The following is a 16,701-nucleotide window of genomic DNA, read 5'->3' on the forward strand; positions in this document are numbered from 1 at the left end:
AAGGATCCTTAAGCAATGACCTGCTCAAATTTACAGCTGAAATCGGAATACGTGACGTTGTCCGTAACAGACCACTCCCGGCAGACAACTTTAATCGTGCGGTTGTATTTTGGCGGTCGCCACAGAAAGGCTTTATATCCTCCGTGCTCGGCCAGAAACGCTTCAAGTGCGGTGCGGGAGTTGTCCGAAGTTATACGGAAAACAGGCTGGAAGTTAATTAACTGATGGTTGAGTCCGGTCGGGCGACGTTGCTCATAGCCATCCCCAAATTTAATGGTTGTCACCGAAGGGGAAACAGAAGACTGCATCCCCTCCCTGGGTGCCCAATGAAAGGTTTTCACTTATCCTCCCGCCAGCATGCCGCCATCGCGGCCCTGAGTTCTCAGGATGCTCATGACGCGCGTATCGATCATTTTGACCAGCATCTGCGATGCCTGCGGCCCTATCTCCCCGTTTTGCCCGTCATTCTGAATGGCAATGTGATACACAGGTGAATAAGTAATCCCCCCATTCATACCACCACCAGAGGAACCCGGGTCACCCAGCGCCCTGACACCCAGCGTACCGTCAGTCGTTTTCGCCAGAGGCATAATGGCTTCCGGACCAGCTTCACCAAACACGCCTGCCCCCTTTGCAAAAGCAAACAGGGTCGGGCTGTCATAGATGCCGTTGCTGTAGGCACTTAATGAAGGTGAGTCATAAACACCGCCTTTCGCATTAAAGCTAAAACTGCTGCCAAAACTGCTGATGGCCGTGCCGGTACTCGCGGTAGCTGCACCGCCAAAAAGACTGCCGCCGATACCCATGATGGATTTCAGGATGGTGTTGGTAATCAGCGCCTGCGCTGCCATATCGACAAGGTTTTTAATCACCGACTGTGTCAGGGAGGAAAATAACCCAATCATCCCGTCCCGGAGTGTCTGTGTACCATTCAGCATGCCGGTCAGCATGTTGGAGGTTCGCTCCTGGGTGGTTTCCATCAGGCCAATGGCGAGGCTGCTCAGGTTTCCCTGCGACTTATAAAGCTCCACCGCCGTCTGGTACTGCGCATCAGCGGAATCTTTATCCGCCTTTTGCTTCAACAGTTCGTACTGCTCTTTGTTGATCGCATCATTCTGGTAAAACGCCTGCAGCAGTGACTGACGCTCGGCCAGTTGATTGCGCAGTTCTGCCAGCGGATCAACCGTCCCGGCGATATCAATCAGAGGGGCAGACATTGCAGCTGCCTGTGCCTGTAACAGTTCGCGGGCCGTACTTTGTGCCAGCGTAATTCTGGCCGTCTGGTATTCCTTTTCATCCAGAATACGGGCATTCAGGAGCGACTTCAGCTCCTGGCTCGTTTCACGCTCTTTCGTAAGAGTTGCTCTGGCTGGCGCATACTGTTCTGCCAGTTCGAGGCGCTGTTTCTGATAGTTTTCAGCATTCAGCAGCAAAGTCATCTGAATATCAGCCTCGCTGGCTCCGTCAGCGCGGGCGGCTTCAAGAAGTTTTCTGGCGCTTTCTTGCTCCTGCAGGTTGATACGTCCGAGACTGGAGGCATGCGCCGCTTCGATTTCACGCCGCAGTTGCTCATACTGGTTAACCTTCGACTTTTGCCCCTTACCAGTATCCCCGCCTTCCCCGGTCCAGGGGGTATCAGGTTTATCACTCCCTGTTTCATTCCCTGGTTTATCCGGCTTCGGTGTGGGATCGGTTTTCCCTGATTTAGCTTGTTCTATGGCCTCTTTGACAATTTTTTGCCGTTCTTTGAGGAGTTTTAACCCCTGCTCAACGGCATCCAGATCCCCTTTGTAGCGGGTTTTATCGTTCTGTACGCCTTTTAGTTGTCCGAACGGATCGAAGCCACTCAATCCATCAATACGGCTTTCCGCATCCTGAATTTCTTTAATCAGTTTATTTCGCTGAATAACCTGATTCTCAAACTGTTCATCAATGTCCAACTGCTTCACGTTGAGCTGGTTAAGCGACAGTTTTTTTAGCTCTTCATTCGTTTCAACAACAGCATTTTTCAGGTCAATCGCTGACTGACGGGCATTTTTCGCCTGATTATGGAAATAGAGCAACGCCGAACCGGCCAGCATCGCTGCGCCCACTGGACCGCCCACCAGTGCCAGCGCCCCTCTGGCCATACCTACTGCTGCAGAGGCCGCGCGGGCTGAAACTGAAAGCTGTTTATTGGCAGCATTCAGCTGGCTCTTTGCCTGGGTGGAAAGCAGTGTCTGCTCGGTTTCCTGGCGGATTAAGCGGTTAAACTCGCTCTGGTAACTCACGTTAAGGCCAAATTGTCTGGCGCTTTTCTCCATTTCCCGATAACGCCCGAATTCTGCGTTATTCTGTGCCAGCGTAGCGGCGGTACTTTCCAGCGTTTTTCGCGCCATATCGGCCTGCGCCATCGCGCTGGCCCTGACTGCCTGCTGCTGCTCAACCCAGGCACCGATGTTCCCCCTGATACCTGCCGTCAGTTTTGTCGCCAGAACAGGAATCAGTGTATACAGCGCAACGTTGGCGACCGTATTAAAATTATCCGTCAGGCCATTAATGGCATCGGTAACGGTCTGAACACCACTGCGCAGCGGGCCGTTTCCGCTCTGTCCTACCTTAATAATCAGACCTTCAAAAGCAGAAGTCAGGCTGAGAAGATCGCCGTTCAGGTTATTTACCCTGATTTCGGCCTGCTCATGCGCGGTCTGCGTACCGGTCAGGGCGGCAGTCAGCGACTCCACCTTCTCGCGGTTCTGAACCAGGATAGATGCCGCGCTGAGGTTTTCCACCCCGAACAGCTTCACGGCCTGCCTGGTTGACAGGTTTTTTCCCGCCAGGTTCTCCAGCGCCTGGCTCAGCCCGACAACAGAAGGCTTCAGGGTCTTATCGGTGCCCTTCTCCAGATTCAGGATCACGTTACGCAGCGCGGTCCCGGCTTCGCCACCTTTCACTTCGCGCTCTGCCAGTACCTGTATGGCGGCATTGAGGGTTTCAAAACCCACGCCAGCCTGTGCCGCTGCCACCCCGCCATTTTTAATCGCGGCAGCAGTATCGGCTATCTCCGATGAGCCAAATTTCGCGCCAGCAGCCAGCACGTTGATATACCGGTCCGCTTCACTGGCTCCCGCCCCAAACTGGTTTAATGACAGGGCCAGCGTTCGGGTGGCATCCGGAAGCGTCGTCCCTGCCGCCTGGGCCAGCGTTAACGCGCTTTTGGTCGCCGCTGTCAGCCCCGCAGAGGTACTCAGCAGTTCAGGCTTTGACGAAGCCATCAGTTTAATGGCCTCGGCGGCCTGTGATGCGCTGTATTCCGTTGAGCGGCCCATTTCCTGCGCCGCCTGATCGTACAGTTTCATCTGCGCACTGGTGGCACCGGTGATAGCCTGCAAATCCGACAACGACTGGCTGTACTGCCGCGTGGTGCTGATAATGGTGCCCAGCGATAACCCCGCCCCGGCAAAACCTGCAAGCCTGCCAGCCAGCCCTGATACCGAAGCAGAAACACGCTTATAGGCATCCTCCGTCTTTTTCGCATCAGCCCGGGCATTGCGGTTAAACTGGCGTGACTGACTCTCAGCGCTGCCGTAGGCGCTCATCAGCTGCGATTTAAAGTTCGCTGCATTCAGATGCAGCCCAACGGCAAGAGAGGCAACGTCACCCATTACATTAATACCTTCATGACTGCCGCACACTGCGCATCCAGACTCGGATTCACAGCGGCGGTGGTGGATTTAACAGGGGGCGGGTTATTGTCAGAACCTTCTGGCGAAGGCTTTTTGAAAATGCCCTGTTTGAGGAAGAAAGCACGCCAGTGGAAAAGCGTGTCAGCCGGAAGCGCCGCAATTTTTGACGGGTCAGGCTCGCCCCAGCGGTCGGCCAGCCAGAAAATCAGCTCCAACCAGGGCGAGTCACTCAGTTTTTTTCGGCGGTTTCCAGCTTACCGATGGCGTGCTTTTTCACTTTGTCGATGGCATCCAGAAGCACAACGTTATCGTGTGCCGCCAGCAGCTCCTTCGCCGTGGGTTTGTCTTTGGCTTTAATCGGCGAGCCGTCAGGTTGAACCAGACTGTCGATAACAATCTGTACGCTCAGCTCAGACGCCATGCGGGCATTGCCAGAGGCCTGCGCCTCGATGAGTGCATCTTCATGATCAATAAGCTCAGCCGCCGTCAGCCGACGCAGGTAAACCTTTGTGCCTAAAATTTCAGTTTCAGTAGGCGTGGATTTCGTTTTGAGCAGTGCATTTTTCAGTGCGGAGAGGCTAAATTCAGACATGGTGTATCCTGTTTTTCAGACGAAAAAAAACCGCCCGGAGGCGGTGTGTAACGGGAAACGGATTACGCTCCGGCATCTGGCGCCGGGGCGGCAATCCCCCATTTAATGTTATTTTGCTTACCCTGCACCGTAATCTGGATAACCTCACTGGCAGGCGCTGTGATTTCGTTCATCTGCCAGCCTGAAAGCGCAAGGATCATTGAAGCCGTTCGTTTGTTCGGCAGCTCAATATAAAACTGAACGGTCTTACGCTGTTCCGCAGCATTGAGGAATGCAGTGAAATCTTCGTTTTCCGGGTCGTCAATGAAACCCAGCGATTTCTCCGGCCCTTCGGGCAGGTCTGACACCGACTGCTTACTCTTGTCCAGCAGGGTGGTACAGTCGACAAATCCTCCCGTCTGACCTGTCGCGCCCAGCGCCTTGCAGTTAATCAGCGGTTTCAACGCCGCTACAGCGGCTCCAACCTCCCCAAACTTCACCACCGTCCCGGCAGGAAGCATTGCGTACTCAGGGGATGATTTTGGCGTGTTATTTTCATCAGCCATAATGATTCTCTCTTAAATAGTGGGCAGCGGTTGCTACCTGTTCTGAATGCCATTGCGGATTTCTACGGTCAGAATGCGCAGAACCTGCCGGACGTTGTAATCCAGCGCCGGACGGATGAACGGATCGGCAACCTGTTTCACCGTACCGAACTCCTGGGCCAGCGCTTTCATGTAATGCTTTTTGCTGGGGCCAACCCGAAGGATGACCACCGTATTTCCGCGACCTTTCCGGGTGGATGAACGAATTTTGATGGAATCACGCATATGCTCTGCAGAGGACGCATCGTCGAAGCCGGCATGTTGTTTCATGTCTTCTTCCACCACTTTCAGCGCCTCACGCCCTGCATCACGTAACACCTTCGTGCCGACCTTTTCACCGAGCGCAGTAAGCTGCCGCTCCAGCTCGTCCAGCCCTTTTACGTCCATAGTGATCATGGTGAGGCGTCCCGGTAGTGAAAGGTAAAATCCCGCACGAGCCGGTACTGAATATTGCCGCTGGTCAGTACCGTTTTACTCTGCTGTATTCCACCCCGGACCACATTCTGCACGGGAAAACCCTCCAGCTGGCCATGCACGATAGCGGTCCATTCCGCGCTGATCTTCTTATCCAACTGTAACAGGCGGGTGTAGTCATTAAGCAGATGAATCGCTATCTGGAAGCGGCCCGCAATCAGACCTGTGCGCAACAGTCCGGCGTACAGCTCCGGATCGGAAATACACTGGTAAGTAATCCCCTCCTGCAGCTCATCAGGCAGGAGCAGAGGATAAACATCCAGCCCGGTCAGGCGTTCAAGTGCTGTCTTTAATGCCAGCTCGATCATGACGTGCGTTTGCCTCCCCTGTGATGATGATGCGGTCCGCAAGACGTTCGACGTTACGAACGATATAAACCCGGTCAGACGTCGTTATTTTCCAGTCGATATCAATATTCAGGTTCGGATGAGTGGTAAAAAGACACGTTTCAACAACCTGCTGTTGATCCAGTGTGCGGACCTTTCTGCCCGATACCAGCTCGCGCTTCGCCCAGGCTTTCCCGGTCGCGACCAGTTGTTCCGGCAGATGTTCACCCAGCGGCCCCCGGCCGGATTGCATATACCCAATCGAAAGACGGCAGGTCATTTCTTCCGGCTTCAGGCTCATACCGTGTTCTCCTGCAACGGGAAAAGAAGGTGCCGGACCGCAGCCGTCTCCAGCCACTGACCAGTGAAACCATTCAGATACGCATCCCCGACCAGATACTGCATGGCCAGCTGGATATCTTCATCCGCCACAAAACCGCGTACCCCTTCCGGCAGCGCCTGCAGTTCGTCATCGCTTCCCACCAGTTTGCAGTAGTAGTCACGCTCAATACTCTTCTGCGCTGCCGCCACCATTTTAGTGAGCATGTCGTCATGCTCCGTGAAATCCGGCTCCAGACGGAGCTGGGTTTTCACATCATCCAATGTCAGTATCATGGTCATCGGCTCCCTTGCGGGGACTCAGCGCCTTTTCCGCATCTTCTGGCCATACCGCAATATGGCGTTCAACCAGTTTCTCTGCGTACTCAGCATCAAAACAGGCCGTATCACCGCGTGAATAACGATGATAGGGTCCCAAGAAAAAAACTGCTTTCCGCGCCACTTCTGCTCCCGTCTGGCCCGTGGCCCCGTTTGTTTCACTTCCGGTCAGATCAACACCTGTATCACCTGAACCCGCTGCAGTATTCTGACCGCCATCCCCGTCCACTGTATTTTCCGGCGTCAGTTCATCCGGCTTTTTCACATCACCGGCTGCAGCCGCCGCTGCCGCTGCTTTTGCCGCTTTCGTCGTCATCGTTTTGCTCCTGAAAAGAAAAAACCCGCTGCTGCGGGCTTGGGGGATTACGTGCTTTTACGCTGTGCGACCGTGGTCGCACAGAGTGCAGGACCGGTTAAAACAGCACTTTTGTCCCGAGAACAAGACCTTCCGGATGACGGAAGCCGATATCGTGCTCCGTCACCACGCGGATCAACGACTGGTTACGGGAGAACGCGGAAACCAGATTGCCATCCCCGTCCTGGTAGGAGGCTTCCTGCGAGAACGACACCTTCATGTTGCCGTCTTCACCGATAACCACATCATTAAAGTCAGCGAAGTAAATTTCCGACTCTTTGCCTGCGTCACCGAGGTTTGCCGGGATAGCGCTGGTACGCTGAATCTGAAATCCCTTCAGGATCCCCTGGGCCATTTCCGGGTAGACCTTGTTACCGTTACCGTCGCGCAGACCGAACAGTTTCATGTAGGTACGGTTCGACATACCCCAGCCGCAGCTGATCATGTTGCTGTTGCCGTCCATAGCCATCAGGATGATGCTGTCGAGATAGGTATCAATCGTCTGCAGATTAACCTCTGCAGCAGCTTCCCACGGCAGCAGGCGGTTCCACTCAGTTGCCCGCGCTTTCATACCGACAGGCGTATCACCGGTACCGTCATCGCGCATAAAGGCTTTATCTTCACGAACAGAAATCGCGGTCAGAATATCCTGCAGGACCAGCTGCTCCACGTTGTAGCCAGCACGACCAATCAGCTGGTTGGAGATTGGCACCATCGCAATCATGGTTTTCGCAGTGAGTTTCACATCATCAAAGCGGGCTTCTGATACTTTCGCATCCTTGCCTTCCCCGGTGTAGCTCGCCGTCGCACCACCGGCCAGACGCGGCAGCGCCATATTGCCGTTCGGCAGCGGAATGGAGCGCGCGCCCAGCTTACGAACGATAGTGCGATCGCGCAGCAGTTCGATCACCTCGCTGTGCAGGTTTTGCGGAATAAGAACGCCACCTGACGCGGCGGCAGTGTTGATGGCCATCGAGACAGACTGGTCATTCAGTTCTTCAGCTGCAAATTTTGCAGCGTCCTGGACGTTACCCTGTGCTGCCGCAATCGACATCACAAGACGGGTCATGCCTGCGCCGGTATATTGCTTTGGCTCAGCCTTAATGCTGATACCTGGAGCCTGCTGTGTGCCTTTAACCGGTTTGGCGACAAGCGCTGCCGCACGTTCAGCCGCTTCCAGACGCTCAATCTTGGCGCTGATATCCGTGAACTGCTGCTGCAGGCTGGTAAATTCAGTTAACTGCTCCGCTGTCAGCGTTCCACCGGTAGTTTCAATCGTGGCCAGGGTCTGTACCTGTTCATTAATACCCGCACGCTGACGACGTAATTCTTCAATCTGTGGCATAGTTTTCTCTCTTTTTGGCATAAAAAAAGCAGCCAACGGGCTGCTTTCTGGTAATGACGCGTTAGCGCCGGGTCACATTCTGGTTTGCAGGTCCATCGCGGCGGCCTGCAACTTTATGGAAGTGGTTCGTTGAGGTTGTTTGTACTTTACTGCAATGGCATTAATCGCAGACTGAGGATCCGAAACTTCATCGGCAAGACCAGCAGAAATGGAATCAGCGCCGAAATAGATTCCGGCCTGTGTGTTAATCACTGTCTGAGGGGCAAGATTCCGGTATTCCGCTACAGAGGTAATAAACGTCTCGTACATATCGTCAATCATCCTCTGGAACATTCCCCGAGCGTCTTCACTCAGTGGCTCATGTTGTGTACCGTTATTTTTGTTATCTCCCCGAAAAATCGTGGTGAATGTTAACCCCATTTGCTCTTCCATCCTGGAAGTATCCAGGTGTTCCATGATCACTCCAATCGAGCCGACTCCACTGGTCTGGCTGACTACAATTTTGCTGCAGGCCGAAGCGATAAAGTAAGCCGCAGAATAGGCGCTGTAGTTCACAATTGCAGTAATAGGCTTAGTTTGACGTGACTGGAAAATATAATCGGCCAGTTCCTTGCATCCAACCGCCGCACCACCACCAGAATTTATATCCAGCACAATTTCACTGATGGAAGGGTCATTTAATGCAGCATGCACCTGGCTACGTATGCGCTCATAGCTGGTAAGTTCAGAACACATTGCAGTAATTTGCCCACGACGCGGAACCAGAATGCCGTGAACAGGAATAACTGCCATTCCACCAGCTGGTTGAACCAAATCTGGCGCCTGATTGTTATCAGGATCCTGCGTCATGTGAATTCCAGCCTCTTCTGATAATCCCTGAATACGGGGAACCAGCACAGCTTTTACAGAATCCATTGTCTGTCGTGTCACGTAATGTGGAACACCAAAGACCATAGCCGCCAGATGCGGCAGATTAATTAAATTTTTTGTCATGATGTTTACCAGGTCAGCCCGCACTGCGGGTGATATTCAGTTGCTGGACAGAATAGAGTTGATATCTGCCAGTTGTTTAGCTGTTGGCTCGTTATTGCCAGGTAAGATTTGTTTACTGTCGACCATATTCAGAGGCGTCAGGTATTTGTCCCCTCCGGCGATGGGTGGAAGGTTCTCCATGCGGCGAATGTCGTTAACCGATAACCAGCCCCACTGGCGGCCTAATGCATAAGATTCATAGCGTGACTTCTGATCACCGCGCAGCAGGCCAGAAACATTGAATTCAATGTACAGATCACCGCGCTCGCTGGGTAAAAGCAGATCGCGCATTAATGCGCCTTCATGACGCTTCAGCCAGGCCAACAGCGTGTACATCACAAACTGCAGCCCCTGGTGCTCAATGTTGTTATTCGTGGCTTTCGCCAGCATCTGCACCATATGAGGCGGGATTTTATAGAGTCGGCACACTTCCTCCACGCCCCACTGACGGGACTGCAACAGCTGCGCTTTCTCATTGTCCTGAGATAACTGCTTGTAGCTCATCCCTTCCTGAAGCAATGCAACCGAGAAGGCGTTTCTGACGCCGGAATATCTGTCCGTCCACTTTGCCAGCAGGCGGTCGATAGCATCCTGGCTTTTGATCGTCGGAGCGTCTTTTGGACGCTCAATAACGCCGCTCATCGTTGTACCACGGCGAAAGACCTGAGAAGCATGCTCTTCCACGGCAAGGTTTAGCCCAAGAACATCCGCGTTCGTCCGTATTGGGGAACTGCCGATATAGCCATCCAGTGAGAAGACCTTCACATGATGCATCATGCGCATTGGCAACGTTTCGCCAATTTCGGGTAGTTCATAATATGGCATCCCATCCGGGCCTTTCAGGACAATGACCTTTTGGGGATTAACCGGGATTAATTCGCGGGGATAACCTTTCCCGTCCCTGTCGATGATCGAGTAGCAATTCCCCTCCAGACCAAGCAGGCCCTGCTGCTGTTCAAAGTATTCAAATGAAGTGTCTTTTTTGTTGGGCTGGGAATGAATCAGATCATAAACAGGGTGGTCAGTCGCCCGTTCACGGCCTCCGTTAGCGCCTCGCCTGTAAAGTTCACACGGCAGTTGCGCCACCGATTCTGCCAGAAGCGTTACACATGCCCGGACCGCCGATAACGCCATTGCGGTTTCAGAAGTGATAATGATCCCCGCCTTGCTCTGGCTGGAACTCACACCACCCAGCATCGCCTGCCAGAAACTACCACCAGACTGAGATTTACCCCGAAACATCTGGGGAATGAACATTATTCACCCCCTGATTTAATTACGCTGGCAGACATTGATTTCGCGATTAAAAATGACCACAGCAGGCAGATTGAACCGCCAGTAATAAGCCCGGCAGCAGGTGAAATAAGCCAGGCACCGGCAGACAGTAATGCGGCTCCGGCGAGGCCGATAAAAAAACTTAAAAACGTCATTAGCATGCTACATCTTCCTCGTCGTAAACGGATGAATTACTCGCCCGGCTATTCAACATTGCCCGTCCGATTGCCATAATCAGCGAAACCGCGCCATCGATTTTGTTTTCGTTCTGCTCTTTGATGGGTTTAACCACATCGTCATTACCGGGCAAATATTTCCCGACGACGTTGCTGATACACCAGCTCATAATCGGGTTCCCGTCGTGATGAAAGCGGCCTGACTCAATGGCAGCTTCCAGCTCCTTCGTCGGATCAGACATATTGGTGTAGTTCTGAACGATAGTGATCGGATTAAGGCTTTCATCCGCCAGATCATGTGAAAGCCCCGTCGCGCCGAACGGGTCAATCGGTGACTCACTGACTGGGTTGAGCTTGTTTGCCGCCTTGGCCTCTTCAAGGATGTAGCGGTAATCAACTTCAGCGCCATCAGTAACTGTAAGCAGTCCCATTTCAACCCATTTCTGAAATCGCTCCGCAGTACGACGATCTTCGTTCTTTTCAACGCTGAATACTGCGTCGTAGGGAACCCAGAAGCGGGGAGCAACGCTGTAGTAATGTGTCTTGCCGTCAATTTCCCTGGTGAACAAGCGCGCCATACTGTTCATATCCAGCTTGCGCGCCAGGTCGAAAGACAGAACACATGGCTGTCCTTCGAATTGCTCCAGCGTAAGTGTCTTATCCTCACAGTTCTGCCAGGAAACCAGGTTGTAGAAAGCGGCACGGGCTGCAACCCAGATGTTGAGGTGTTTAGTTTTAAATACACCAGTCTGACGGGCGTTATTAATAGCTCTCTGTTGCTGGCTGAGGAGAAAGTCACGATAGACCGACACGCCCATATTCGGGTTAGCTTTTTCCAGCACTTTAGGATCGGTCCAGTCATCCCCCTCGTCGACGGTGTATATCACGCCGAACAATTCCTCATTCGGTACTGTGCCGTTCAGCATCTCAATCACTTCACGCCGTTTGTCGTAGCATGGACCCTCAATGTTGTAACCCGCCGTCGTGATCGCCCACATTAGTGGTTGTCGCCGCGCCCCCATACCCGTCAGCATAGTGGTGTAGAGCGAATCTGTGGGATGTTCGTGATACTCGTCAACAATCGCACAGTGCGGTGAAGCGCCGTCCCCAGGGTTACCAATCAGCGGCTCAAAACGCGCGCCATCTTCTGGCCGGTTCAGGTTGGACGCATTAACTTCAATCCCGAACGCTTCCACCAGCAGCGGGGTGCGCTTACACATCAGACGAGCTGGTCTGAATACTTCCCACGCCTGTTTTTCAGTTGTGGCCCCGGAATATACTTCAGCGCCAAACTCGTTATCACAGGTAAAACAGTACAGCGCCACACCTGCCGAAATAGCTGATTTCCCATTTTTACGCGGTATCTCCGTGTAAACCTCGCGAAATCGTCGAAGCTTCGACCCTTTCTGGACCCAGCCAAAGGCGCAGCACACAATAAACAGTTGCCATGCCTCCAGAGTGATCGGCATCCGCTTGAATGCCCACTCTCCTTTTGTATGTGGCAACAACTGGATAAATTTCGCGGCCTTTTCTGCCATGTCTTTATCGAAGCGGTAACGAAATTTCTTACTCTTTTCAGCCGCCATGTCATCGATATGACGCTGGCAGGCCTGAATGACAAACTGGCACGCCGGAATTTTCCCCCGCACAACGTTGCGGGCGTATTGATTCGCGGCGTTTACGTTGGGGTACGATTTCCGGCTCATGAGTTGATCATCTTCAGGAATGGGTTAGAGGTTTTCTTCTGTCCGGCAAGGCCGATTAGGCGTTGTCGACTGCTGGGATCAAGGCCAAGCATGGAGCCGGTAGAGCTCATCTCCGATTCCTGCTCTTTCTTTGCGGTTAGCTCAGGGTTTTTTATCTTCCCCCCCATAGCACCAGTGATAGTTAGCCCTTCTCTGGCGATATTTTTAACCGCCCTGCGCCAGAACTCATATGCAACACACCAGCGCTCAAGTACGGCAAGATCGGTAACACACAGTAATCCCTGTCCACATAATTCTTTCGTGGTCAGTTCCCACATGACGGCCGCCATTGGCAGACCATCATCCTCAGAAAACCAGTCAGGTGGTGCCACACCTTTAATCGGTGTGAATACAGGTTCCTCTTTATTCAGGGCTCGTTTGCCGGGGTTCCCTGCCAGCTCCTTGCGCGCCGTTGGCTTGGGGCGACGCCCGGAACGCCCCGCCGTTCCAGCCATAAGCGACACTCCTGGTTAAATTTCATTTTTCGCGGGTATAAAAATACGAGGAAGCGGGCAGTCCTGAAGTGCGAAAGGAGTCAGGGATTTGATCCCCCCTTCCCCAGACATCCGTCTGATTTAATCGAGATGAAAATCGTAATTCAGATTGCGGCGACTACAACTGCTCGCATTGTGCGAACAGGTATTCGAAAAATAGGCACTCAGCCCACAGTATATGTAATGGGCATAACTCATCGAATACGATCTCTTGCTGTCTTTGCTCTGTGGCATTCCCAGCACAACGACTCAAGGTTGGAATCGTCATCAGTACCGCCATGAGCTTTTGGAATGATGTGGTCAACGCTTGCCGCTTTCTTCGCTATCTTCTGCCGGCGATGGTTCTGACACAGGTATTTATCACGCTGAAGGATACGCGCTCGTTTAATTTCCCAGAGCCGCCCATATCCACGTTCTTGTCTGCTCTTTCCTGACTGATAATTCCGCCAGCCGTCACCAGCATGCTGCTTTCGGTGTTGGTCACAATATCCGCTGACATCGTTGGTGATTGCCGCACACCCTTTGTGTCGGCATGGGCGTTTAGCACGTGCTGGCATCGGCATAGTCCTGTTTGTTGGATACAAATTGTGTAATAGGCGGAAAGTAAAAATGAACCTGTAGTTGATTGAAAGTTCTCATAAATAGCGAGAATCTGCGCGGTTCTTGCCCCGTAACATCAAGGATTATCAGAAAGAAATAAAAATGAGAATTATTATCAAAACATTCAAGTGCGATCGCTGGAATAACAAACTCTTAATCTCTCAACAAAAATAAGGATTTGTTAAGCTTCATGATTTATGGTCGATGTAATACACCGTTTGAGGCAAGAATAATGGTCAAATTCTCAAAACTTCAGATTCGCTTACACTGGCTAACCCTGATATTAATAGCGATAACCTATGCAGCTATGGAGCTTCGTGGCTGGTTTCCCAAAGGCAGTAACACCTACCTTCTCATGAAAGAAACACATTACAATGTTGGGGTGTTTGTCTGGTTTTTAATGATAATACGATTAATTATTAAACATAAGTATCATGATCCAGCTATCACTCCCCCCCCACCAGCCTGGCAGATGATGGCTGCTAAAATAATGCATATCCTGCTGTACATTTCTTTTTTGGCTCTACCATTATTAGGTATTGCAATTATGGCTTACGGTGGAAAGGACTGGAGTTTATTAGGTTTTAACGTTGCATCGTTCGTTACTCCTGACGGGGAAAAAAAATCACTTATCAAAGATACTCACGAAACACTGGCAAACATCGGATATTTTTTAATCGCAGCGCATGCTGGTGCAGCGTTATTCCATCACTACGTCCAGAAAGATAACACTCTTTTGAAGATGATCCCTGATTGTAACGATAAGAAATAAATACAAATTTTAATGTTTAACATTACAGCAGGCACTCAGTGAATGTCTGCTGTAATGCCTGCTCAGCCAAGTTGAAGCACACCGTGTTCTTTTGAATCAGAGAATGCAACAAACCCAGTGTATTCGGGGATAGTGTTCCGTCATCAGCATCAAATGCTGAAATGGTTGCGTGAAGAATCAAAAATGCTCCAAATCCCGCGCCGCTGCTGCCCCTCGATGGTCAGAATCGTCAAGGAGGACCCGTTAAAAGGTAAGCAGAAAATCTGTGGTTAGAAGTGAAGGCTTTGACAACGTTCTAAATTTTATGACAGAAATAAAAAAGCATTACCTTTCAAGATAATGCTTTTTCACTCGAACTGAGTCTTATAACAATTAGATTAATGTGATTTTAATATCATAGCTTTCAAGCCCAGTCATTTTTTCACGAGCATTAAACTGGATATCGGAAACTTCTTTTCCTGTCTTTTTTTTGAGTTCAATAATTTTTTTTGTCATGAATTCAGAAATATCCGCTTCAGTTTTTCTTTTTAAATCTTCGACGTTCATTGTTTACCTCTCTTGATCTCTAACGTATCAACGCCAAGCATGTTACATTCCCCGTAGAGCACTTGTATAAGCGCTGATATGTTTAAAAGATAGAATAGAAAGACTCAATTATCAATAGTTTGCAGTACAATCTTCATGTAAAAGAGCTCGCGACCACACAAACCACTGTACTAAAATTCGGGTCGGTCACGAAACAACCAGATCTCATTTCAAAAGCTTCGAGGCTGCCTCGAGGATCTCTTCTGAACTGACATCACGATCAGAGGCTACATAAACTATTTTATGGTCTCCTGTCAGAGATGGAAATCCCGCTGACATCACGGGTAGGTGTGCTTTTTCCCCATTGGGAAACTCACGCATTATCGTAGTAATACCTTTCATTACGGTTACAACAACTGCTGGTTCTGCATTAAAAAAAACGATGACTTTTTTCATAATTTTACCGTGATGTCTCTTACAGAGATTGTCGGTTCAGCATACAAAAAAGGCTCCATAAGGAGCCTGAAATTTATTTTCTGAATTCTAACGAAGACTGACCAGAACGAATGTACAATGCAATATTATCAAATGTAATCATTGTTGATTTGCAAAAAATACATTTTGCTCCGAAAGGATTTTTTTCAGTAACATCAAAGTTTGACGTTCGGTACTGAGATCCGTGGCAACACGGACATCTGAAGTGAATATTATTAGTAATAACAGTTACCTTATACAGCCACGACATTAACTGCCGTGGGGCCTTTAGGTCCCTGTTCAACACTAAATTCAACTTCCTGATTCTCATTCAGCGTCTTGAAATCATTACTCTGGATAGCAGAGAAGTGAACAAACACATCTTTACTACCATCTTTTGGAGTGATAAAACCAAAACCTTTTTCAGGATTAAACCATTTAACTAAACCAGTCATTTTATTAGACATAAACATTACCTTTATTGAGTAAGCCCTTGGGCAGAATGGTCCGAAAAAAATTATCAGAGAGAAAAGCTAACAAGGAAATCTCAACAGGAACAAGGAATAAAATTATTACAGCGACTGCTTCAGATAAATTCGTTACAAACCAGACATTCATTAACGCATGATTAACCAAACATAGCAAGGTTTAGTTTTGTAAGTAAATCTCAGTGGGTTTTGATCATAAAAATTAATTTAAATAGCTTAAATCGAAAATTATGTCATGCTGCGTAAGACCTTTATCTATCACCCTAAGTTGTCAGGGATTTTGACTCAAGGAAGAGTCGTATTTCCTTCATAGTAAAAATTCACAAATTTATCCACGAAAACCGTCAACATCTTAATTTATAGAGCTATTATTTTTCCTCTACGGTTCATTGTTAGTATTTTTACGGACTCATAATTCCGCTCACATGTCATTCCTGCCCGGTAGTTTTCATCAGCGCGTTCAGCATGGTATCGAGCTTCTTCTGTCAGGCTTCCTGGCATGTCTACGAGCATTGTGGTGTCATGGCGGATGGAAAGTTTTGTTGATTCGTTAGTTATCGAGCTGTAGAACGCTATGCTCTAGCGACTTGGAATAGGCAATCAGCCCGGTGTACTCAGGGATAACCTCGCCATCATCCGCTTCGAACTCAGGGATTGTTCCGGTAGTGATGGTGTATTGTGGCTGGCCATCTTCTTTTGCGAAGGCAGCCAGGTCTTCAATCTGCTTAGCTGTAAGAACTACTGTAATGCTCATTCCTCAGTTGTTAAAAAGCCCCGCTATTGCGAGGCTTGATTGATTATGGCTAACGACTACATCGTAACGGTTATAAAAGAAGCTATTAGCCAACATGTGGTGTATGGTTGTTAACCGCCCACCAGGACAATCAACATGTCGATACTCAAAGATATCAAGATGCGTACTTTACGCCATGTGAAAAGTACTTGTCCTCATTGCTCCCGCCAGTCAAAGCACAGTCTGTCGAGAATAAAAAACAATATAACGTTAATTTGCCCCTTCTGTGGAAACATCTATCTTCCATCGGAAAGCAAACCAATAAAGTAACTGATTGACTACCAAATAAAACTCATACTCTCAGAATGTGGCAAAGCAGACATAACCTT

General features: G+C 50.1%; 25 protein-coding genes. 2 read left to right on the forward strand and 23 right to left on the reverse strand.

The annotated features are described in order from the left end of the window. Positions 1-8 precede the first annotated feature (8 nt). The 17 genes from OGY17_RS14570 to OGY17_RS14650 all read right to left on the reverse strand — a co-directional run bounded on the left by OGY17_RS14570 (position 9) and on the right by OGY17_RS14650 (position 13,277). Positions 9-341: a phage tail protein gene (locus OGY17_RS14570; RefSeq protein WP_032949490.1), complete on the reverse strand. Its 333-nt coding sequence runs from the start codon at positions 339-341 to the stop codon at positions 9-11. Next, positions 342-3,644: a phage tail tape measure protein gene (locus OGY17_RS14575; protein ID WP_234102951.1), complete on the reverse strand. Its 3,303-nt coding sequence runs from the start codon at positions 3,642-3,644 to the stop codon at positions 342-344. It abuts the gene before it with no gap. Then, a complete protein-coding gene (locus tag OGY17_RS14580; RefSeq protein WP_230592241.1) occupies positions 3,644-3,880 on the reverse strand; it encodes a hypothetical protein in 237 nt (78 codons plus the stop codon). Before OGY17_RS14580 ends, OGY17_RS14575 begins: the two co-directional genes overlap by 1 nt. A 14-nt stretch (positions 3,881-3,894) precedes the next feature. Further along, the gene (locus OGY17_RS14585) at positions 3,895-4,257 is read right to left on the reverse strand and encodes a phage tail protein (protein WP_038641329.1); all 363 of its coding nucleotides are present in this window, start codon (positions 4,255-4,257) and stop codon (positions 3,895-3,897) included. A 62-nt stretch (positions 4,258-4,319) separates the two neighbouring features. After that, the gene (locus OGY17_RS14590; RefSeq protein ID WP_003832379.1) at positions 4,320-4,802 is read right to left on the reverse strand and encodes a hypothetical protein; all 483 of its coding nucleotides are present in this window, start codon (positions 4,800-4,802) and stop codon (positions 4,320-4,322) included. A 33-nt stretch (positions 4,803-4,835) separates the two neighbouring features. After that, entirely contained in the window at positions 4,836-5,237 is a 402-nt protein-coding gene (locus OGY17_RS14595; RefSeq protein WP_061381146.1) for an HK97-gp10 family putative phage morphogenesis protein, read from the reverse strand. Then, entirely contained in the window at positions 5,234-5,623 is a 390-nt protein-coding gene (locus OGY17_RS14600; RefSeq protein ID WP_042309009.1) for a hypothetical protein, read from the reverse strand. Before OGY17_RS14600 ends, OGY17_RS14595 begins: the two co-directional genes overlap by 4 nt. Continuing rightward, positions 5,592-5,942, reverse strand: a complete 351-nt coding sequence (locus tag OGY17_RS14605) for a head-tail adaptor protein (RefSeq protein WP_061381145.1) — start codon at positions 5,940-5,942, stop codon at positions 5,592-5,594. Before OGY17_RS14605 ends, OGY17_RS14600 begins: the two co-directional genes overlap by 32 nt. Beyond that, complete coding sequence (locus OGY17_RS14610; RefSeq protein WP_003832371.1) at positions 5,939-6,256, reverse strand: head-tail connector protein; 318 nt, start codon at positions 6,254-6,256, stop codon at positions 5,939-5,941. The genes OGY17_RS14605 and OGY17_RS14610 overlap by 4 nt, the downstream gene beginning before the upstream one ends. Further along, positions 6,237-6,614, reverse strand: a complete 378-nt coding sequence (locus tag OGY17_RS14615) for a hypothetical protein (protein WP_174770424.1) — start codon at positions 6,612-6,614, stop codon at positions 6,237-6,239. The genes OGY17_RS14610 and OGY17_RS14615 overlap by 20 nt, the downstream gene beginning before the upstream one ends. A gap of 97 nt (positions 6,615-6,711) precedes the next feature. Then, positions 6,712-7,998: a phage major capsid protein gene (locus OGY17_RS14620; RefSeq protein WP_234102953.1), complete on the reverse strand. Its 1,287-nt coding sequence runs from the start codon at positions 7,996-7,998 to the stop codon at positions 6,712-6,714. Between the two features lie 72 nt (positions 7,999-8,070). Beyond that, positions 8,071-8,991 (reverse strand): S49 family peptidase, encoded by a 921-nt coding sequence (locus OGY17_RS14625; RefSeq protein ID WP_234102954.1) that lies wholly within the window; start codon positions 8,989-8,991, stop codon positions 8,071-8,073. Between the two features lie 36 nt (positions 8,992-9,027). Next, the gene (locus tag OGY17_RS14630) at positions 9,028-10,287 is read right to left on the reverse strand and encodes a phage portal protein (RefSeq protein ID WP_234102955.1); all 1,260 of its coding nucleotides are present in this window, start codon (positions 10,285-10,287) and stop codon (positions 9,028-9,030) included. After that, the gene (locus OGY17_RS14635) at positions 10,287-10,466 is read right to left on the reverse strand and encodes a hypothetical protein (protein ID WP_003832363.1); all 180 of its coding nucleotides are present in this window, start codon (positions 10,464-10,466) and stop codon (positions 10,287-10,289) included. The genes OGY17_RS14630 and OGY17_RS14635 overlap by 1 nt, the downstream gene beginning before the upstream one ends. Continuing rightward, positions 10,460-12,187: a terminase large subunit gene (locus OGY17_RS14640; RefSeq protein ID WP_234102956.1), complete on the reverse strand. Its 1,728-nt coding sequence runs from the start codon at positions 12,185-12,187 to the stop codon at positions 10,460-10,462. The genes OGY17_RS14635 and OGY17_RS14640 overlap by 7 nt, the downstream gene beginning before the upstream one ends. Beyond that, positions 12,184-12,681, reverse strand: a complete 498-nt coding sequence (locus OGY17_RS14645) for a phage terminase small subunit P27 family (protein ID WP_003832359.1) — start codon at positions 12,679-12,681, stop codon at positions 12,184-12,186. The genes OGY17_RS14640 and OGY17_RS14645 overlap by 4 nt, the downstream gene beginning before the upstream one ends. A gap of 233 nt (positions 12,682-12,914) precedes the next feature. Beyond that, a complete protein-coding gene (locus tag OGY17_RS14650) occupies positions 12,915-13,277 on the reverse strand; it encodes an HNH endonuclease (RefSeq protein ID WP_234102957.1) in 363 nt (120 codons plus the stop codon). Positions 13,278-13,552: 275 nt separating this feature from the next. Here OGY17_RS14650 and OGY17_RS14655 point away from each other — a divergent pair, with 275 nt between their 5' ends. Further along, the gene (locus OGY17_RS14655; RefSeq protein ID WP_234102958.1) at positions 13,553-14,092 is read left to right on the forward strand and encodes a cytochrome b; all 540 of its coding nucleotides are present in this window, start codon (positions 13,553-13,555) and stop codon (positions 14,090-14,092) included. Positions 14,093-14,464: 372 nt separating this feature from the next. On the opposite strand, the gene OGY17_RS14660 is transcribed toward OGY17_RS14655, so the two are convergent. The 6 genes from OGY17_RS14660 to OGY17_RS14685 form a co-directional block, all read right to left on the reverse strand. Beyond that, on the reverse strand, positions 14,465-14,638 hold the full coding sequence (locus OGY17_RS14660; protein ID WP_286607672.1) for a GnsA/GnsB family addiction module toxin: 174 nt from the start codon (positions 14,636-14,638) through the stop codon (positions 14,465-14,467). Positions 14,639-14,842: 204 nt separating this feature from the next. Then, entirely contained in the window at positions 14,843-15,073 is a 231-nt protein-coding gene (locus tag OGY17_RS14665) for a hypothetical protein (protein ID WP_000756041.1), read from the reverse strand. A 73-nt stretch (positions 15,074-15,146) separates the two neighbouring features. Next, the gene (gene ymcF, locus OGY17_RS14670) at positions 15,147-15,335 is read right to left on the reverse strand and encodes a cold shock small protein YmcF (RefSeq protein ID WP_057069020.1); all 189 of its coding nucleotides are present in this window, start codon (positions 15,333-15,335) and stop codon (positions 15,147-15,149) included. A 10-nt stretch (positions 15,336-15,345) separates the two neighbouring features. Further along, complete coding sequence (gene cspG / locus OGY17_RS14675; protein ID WP_000066494.1) at positions 15,346-15,558, reverse strand: cold shock protein CspG; 213 nt, start codon at positions 15,556-15,558, stop codon at positions 15,346-15,348. Between the two features lie 378 nt (positions 15,559-15,936). Further along, complete coding sequence (locus OGY17_RS14680) at positions 15,937-16,092, reverse strand: DUF2514 family protein (protein WP_086538886.1); 156 nt, start codon at positions 16,090-16,092, stop codon at positions 15,937-15,939. 37 nt (positions 16,093-16,129) lie between these two features. After that, positions 16,130-16,327 carry a hypothetical protein gene (locus OGY17_RS14685; protein ID WP_044700634.1) on the reverse strand — a complete coding sequence of 66 codons (198 nt, stop codon included), beginning with the start codon at positions 16,325-16,327 and terminating at the stop codon, positions 16,130-16,132. 141 nt (positions 16,328-16,468) lie between these two features. Here OGY17_RS14685 and OGY17_RS14690 point away from each other — a divergent pair, with 141 nt between their 5' ends. After that, positions 16,469-16,642 carry a YnfU family zinc-binding protein gene (locus tag OGY17_RS14690; protein ID WP_213083834.1) on the forward strand — a complete coding sequence of 58 codons (174 nt, stop codon included), beginning with the start codon at positions 16,469-16,471 and terminating at the stop codon, positions 16,640-16,642. Positions 16,643-16,701: the final 59 nt, after the last annotated feature.

It is taken from the genome of Citrobacter sp. Cpo126, assembly GCF_030332445.1.
Classification (GTDB): domain Bacteria; phylum Pseudomonadota; class Gammaproteobacteria; order Enterobacterales; family Enterobacteriaceae; genus Citrobacter; species Citrobacter portucalensis.